This window comes from Puniceicoccus vermicola, from assembly GCF_014230055.1.
Classification (GTDB): Bacteria; Verrucomicrobiota; Verrucomicrobiia; order Opitutales; family Puniceicoccaceae; genus Puniceicoccus; species Puniceicoccus vermicola.
The window spans coordinates 1-3,743 of sequence record NZ_JACHVA010000072.1 but is presented as its reverse complement, the minus strand read 5'-3'; the positions used below and the strand labels follow the sequence as shown (position 1 = coordinate 3,743).

Sequence of the window (3,743 nt, the reverse complement as noted above, 5' to 3'; positions counted from 1 at the left end):
ACAGGATAAAGGTTGTCACGCATTTGAATCGGCTGGCGACCTTCCGTCGCATTCGTTCTCAATAACGGATGAACGCTGGCAGGCTCGTTTTTACTCAGATTACCGATGGCTTGGACCGGAAGGAGTTCGACCGATGCATCAAGCTTTACCCGATGCCCAAGAGCAGTCGCGGATTTACCGCACGCGACCAATTCCTTGCCATGGTCTTTGCCCAGTTGACTTACCGGGAGGGGTTGCGCGAGATCGAGGCTTGTTTGCGCGGGAATCAAAACGCTTACGCGATGGGGTTTCGCGGCAACATTACCCGCACCAATTTGGCATATGCCAACCAATGGAGGGACTGGCGCGTCTACGAAGCCATGGCTCATATCCTCATTCGAAGGACGCGGAGACTTTAGGCAGGCGAGACGAACCCGATGGGTCTCGATGGCATGGTCGTCGCGGTCGATTCGAGCACCATCGATCTTTGCCTGACTCTCTTCCCTTGGGCGGACTTTCGTTCCACGAAAGCGGCGGTAAAGATCCACACGCAGTTCGAACTTCAAGGCTCTATCCCGCTGTTCATCGACGTTACGAAGGGACGGGAACACGATGTGTCTTTCCTCGACCGAATGCCAGTCTCTCCCGGAACGATCTATGTAATGGATCGTGGATACCTCGACTTCGGTCGACTCTTCGGCCTCAGCCAGGCCGGAGCGTTCTTCGTTATCCGTGCCAAACGCAACCTCGACTGCTATGTCCGGGAGTCCCGCAGAGTTGCCAAAATCACAGGTCTGCGCAGCGATCAAACAATCGGTCTGAGCGGAGCCCTGTCCAAGGAACGATATCCCATTGCTTTGCGTCGAGTTCGTTTCTTCGACGAGGAGACTGGCAAGGACTTGGTATTCCTTTCCAACAATTTTTCCATCCCAGCATTGACCGTCGCCTTGGTCTACAAGAGCCGCTGGCAGATCGAACTTTTCTTCAAATGGATCAAACAGAACCTGCGGATCAAGTCCTTCTTCGGAACCTCGGACAATGCCGTCAGAACCCAAATTTGGATCGCCATCTGCACCTATCTTCTCGTCGCCAGTCTCAAAAAGACTCTCTGCCTCGACCACAGTTTGACCCGGATTCTGCAAGTTCTGAGTGTTAACGCTTTTCAGAAAGTTCATATCAATCAGCTATTTACAGAATCCTTCACAAATTTTGACGAAACTCAATTATCTAACCAACTCAACTTCAACGACTTCCTAACTGGACAGTAGTGATGGGGAGTATTGATATGGCCACGTATCGTGACCAGGTTCAGACGTCCAGAATGAAGGCCATTCGGCTGCCGCTTCATTTTTATTTTCGTTTTCGTCACATCCAGAGCTAAAGAGCAGAATTGCGGCGATTAATAGTAAGCGTCCGTTAGTCGACCTCATTCCCAATCGATGTCTATTCTGGCATACTGCCGGGCATGGAAGCGATTGAAGCGACACCTGAGGTAGAACCGAAGCGAGATTCACGGGGCCGTAAGGTTCTGTCCGATGGCGAACGTGAGCGTTTGCTGGAGGCCTACGAGGGCTGCGGACTGACGCAGAAGGAGTTTTGTCGGCGCGAAGGGGTGAACTACCACACCTTCGTTTCCTGGCTGGGTCAGAGACGCAAAAGCAGGGACCGCAATGGACCTTCGCACCGGAGCGACTTTGTGGAGATGGTCGTTCCCTTCGGATCGGCATCGGAGAGCGGTTTCGAGCTCGATCTTGGTGGAGGGCTCGTGGTGCGAACCGGCGACGAGGACGCTCTGTGGAGGTTAATCGAACGAATCCGGGGGTGAGCGGTGCTCTCGTTACCTCATTCGCTGCGGGTGGTGCTGGCGGTAGAGCCGACCGATATGCGCAAAAGCTTCAATGGACTGTGGGCAGTGGTCGAGCAGCATCTTTTCGAAGATCCCATGGAGGGGAAGCTTTACCTGTTCACGAACAAGGCGCGCAACCGGCTGAAGGCTCTTTATTGGGATGGGACCGGGGCCTGGGTTTTTGCCAAGCGCCTGGAGAAGGGCCGATTCAGTTGGCCTTTGGGCAGTGACGGCAAGAAGCTCAGCCTCAAGCCGGAAGCGGTGACCATGCTCTTGAACGGAATCGATCTGCAAAAAGGATGCGAAAAAGCCTGGTATGAGCGAAAAAGGGATTGACCGTCCGATCTAAGTATCCACTGTATGGATACTCAATGCCGCCTACCTACGACGAGCTTCGACGGGAGAACGACCTGCTCAAGCAGCAGATCGCCTGGTTCAAGCGTCAGCTCTTCGGGGGAGGCAAAAGCGAAAGAATCGACCGGGACCAGGCGTTGCTCGCCCTGGAGGAGATGGAGACCCGGCAAAAGCAAATGGAACGACAGGAGGTCTCTTATATCCGCTCGAAAGCCCGGCAACGTTCCAAGGGTGCCATCGAGCGCTTCGAGAAGGTGCCGGTTGCCGAGACCGTGGAGATCGTCCCCGAGGAGGTGAAAGCCGACCCGGACCTCTACGAGCAAATAGGGGCCGAAGAAACCTTCGAGATCGATATCACCCCGCCGAAGATCTTCAAGCGCCTCATCCGCAGGCTGAAGTTCCGCCACCGCATCGAGCGAAGCCTCCCTCCGGTAGTGGTTCCGGCCCTCGAAAGGCCCGTCCAAGGCAGTTACGCCTCCGCGGGGCTGGTCGGCTGGGTGGTGCTGGGCAAGTATATCGACCATCTTCCCCTTTACCGGCAGCAAAAGATGTTCGAGCGCTGGGGTGCGAAGATCTCCCGCCAGAGCATGGCCGACTGGGTGCAAACGGTAGCCTTCTGGCTCAAGCCCCTCTACAACCACATGCGACAGGAGCTGCTCGAAAGCGGCTACGTCCAAGCCGACGAGACTCCCGTCCGGTTCCAGGATCCCGACAACAAAAAAGGCAAAACCTCCCAAGGCTTCCTGTGGGTCGTCCACAGTCCCGGCCTCGGCGTGGTCTTCGACTGGCGGCTGTCCCGTCGGCACGTTGAAGCAACCCGTTTGCTCGAAGGATTTACGGGCCTTTTGCAGACCGACGGCTACGAGGCCTACAACGCTCTGGTCAAGAACGCTGAAGCCATCATCCATCTGGGTTGCTGGGCCCATGCCCGCCGGGGCTTTTTCAACGCCCGGTCCGACCATCCGAGGGAAGCCAGCCTGATCCTCGGCCTCATCGGCAGGCTCTACGACTTTGAAGAACGATACCGCAAGCAGGGACTCTCTCCGGTCGAGAGAGCCCGGCAGCGGAAAGTGGACCAGGCGCGCATCCTCAAGTGGCTCAAAATCGCGATCACCATCTCCCAAAATCGTTGCCTGTCCCAGTCCAACCTCGGAAAGGCCTGCTCTTACGCTCTGGCGCGCTGGAAATGCCTGTGCCGCTACCTCCATCACGGCGAAGCCGAGATCGACAACAACCTCGTCGAAAACAAAATCCGTCCCTCGGCCATCGGAAAGAAAAACTGGCTCTTTATCGGCTCTCCCGACGCCGGAGAGCGAACCGCCGTCATCTACTCCATGCTCCTGACCTGCGAGATCCACGGGGTCGATCCCCATGCATGGCTGCCCGATGTCCTCACCAAGGCTCCCAAGACGCCCGAAAAGAAAGAGCAAATCAAACTCCTGCCTCATAACTGGCAGCAATGATATAGATGTCGTCACCATCTGCATGTAGCAATGGTGACCATATTGGTTTAGAAGTCGTCACCATCAATACTCGTGGAGGGGGATGAATGTCGGACGCTTAC

General features: G+C 55.8%; 3 protein-coding genes and 1 pseudogene. All 4 read left to right on the top strand.

Annotated features, from left to right (window positions below; all coding sequences use genetic code 11):
• The first annotated feature begins 68 nt into the window (after window positions 1-68).
• The 4 genes and pseudogenes from H5P30_RS07930 (at window position 69) to tnpC (ending at window position 3,642) form a co-directional block, all read left to right on the top strand.
• Window positions 69-1,247, top strand: a pseudogene (locus tag H5P30_RS07930) (IS4 family transposase).
• 197 nt (window positions 1,248-1,444) lie between these two features.
• On the top strand, window positions 1,445-1,804 hold the full coding sequence (gene tnpA / locus H5P30_RS07925; protein WP_185691968.1) for an IS66 family insertion sequence element accessory protein TnpA: 360 nt from the start codon (window positions 1,445-1,447) through the stop codon (window positions 1,802-1,804).
• Window positions 1,805-1,807: 3 nt separating this feature from the next.
• On the top strand, window positions 1,808-2,161 hold the full coding sequence (gene tnpB / locus H5P30_RS07920) for an IS66 family insertion sequence element accessory protein TnpB (RefSeq protein ID WP_185691969.1): 354 nt from the start codon (window positions 1,808-1,810) through the stop codon (window positions 2,159-2,161).
• Window positions 2,162-2,196: 35 nt separating this feature from the next.
• Entirely contained in the window at window positions 2,197-3,642 is a 1,446-nt protein-coding gene (gene tnpC, locus H5P30_RS07915) for an IS66 family transposase (protein WP_185691970.1), read from the top strand.
• Window positions 3,643-3,743 lie beyond the last annotated feature (101 nt).

Bases quoted from the DNA above. Each gene is read 5' to 3' on its own strand.
- tnpA (WP_185691968.1), top strand. From the start codon at position 1,445: ATGGAAGCGATTGAAGCGACACCTGAGGTAGAACCGAAGCGAGATTCA.
- tnpC (WP_185691970.1), top strand. From the start codon at position 2,197: ATGCCGCCTACCTACGACGAGCTTCGACGGGAGAACGACCTGCTCAAG.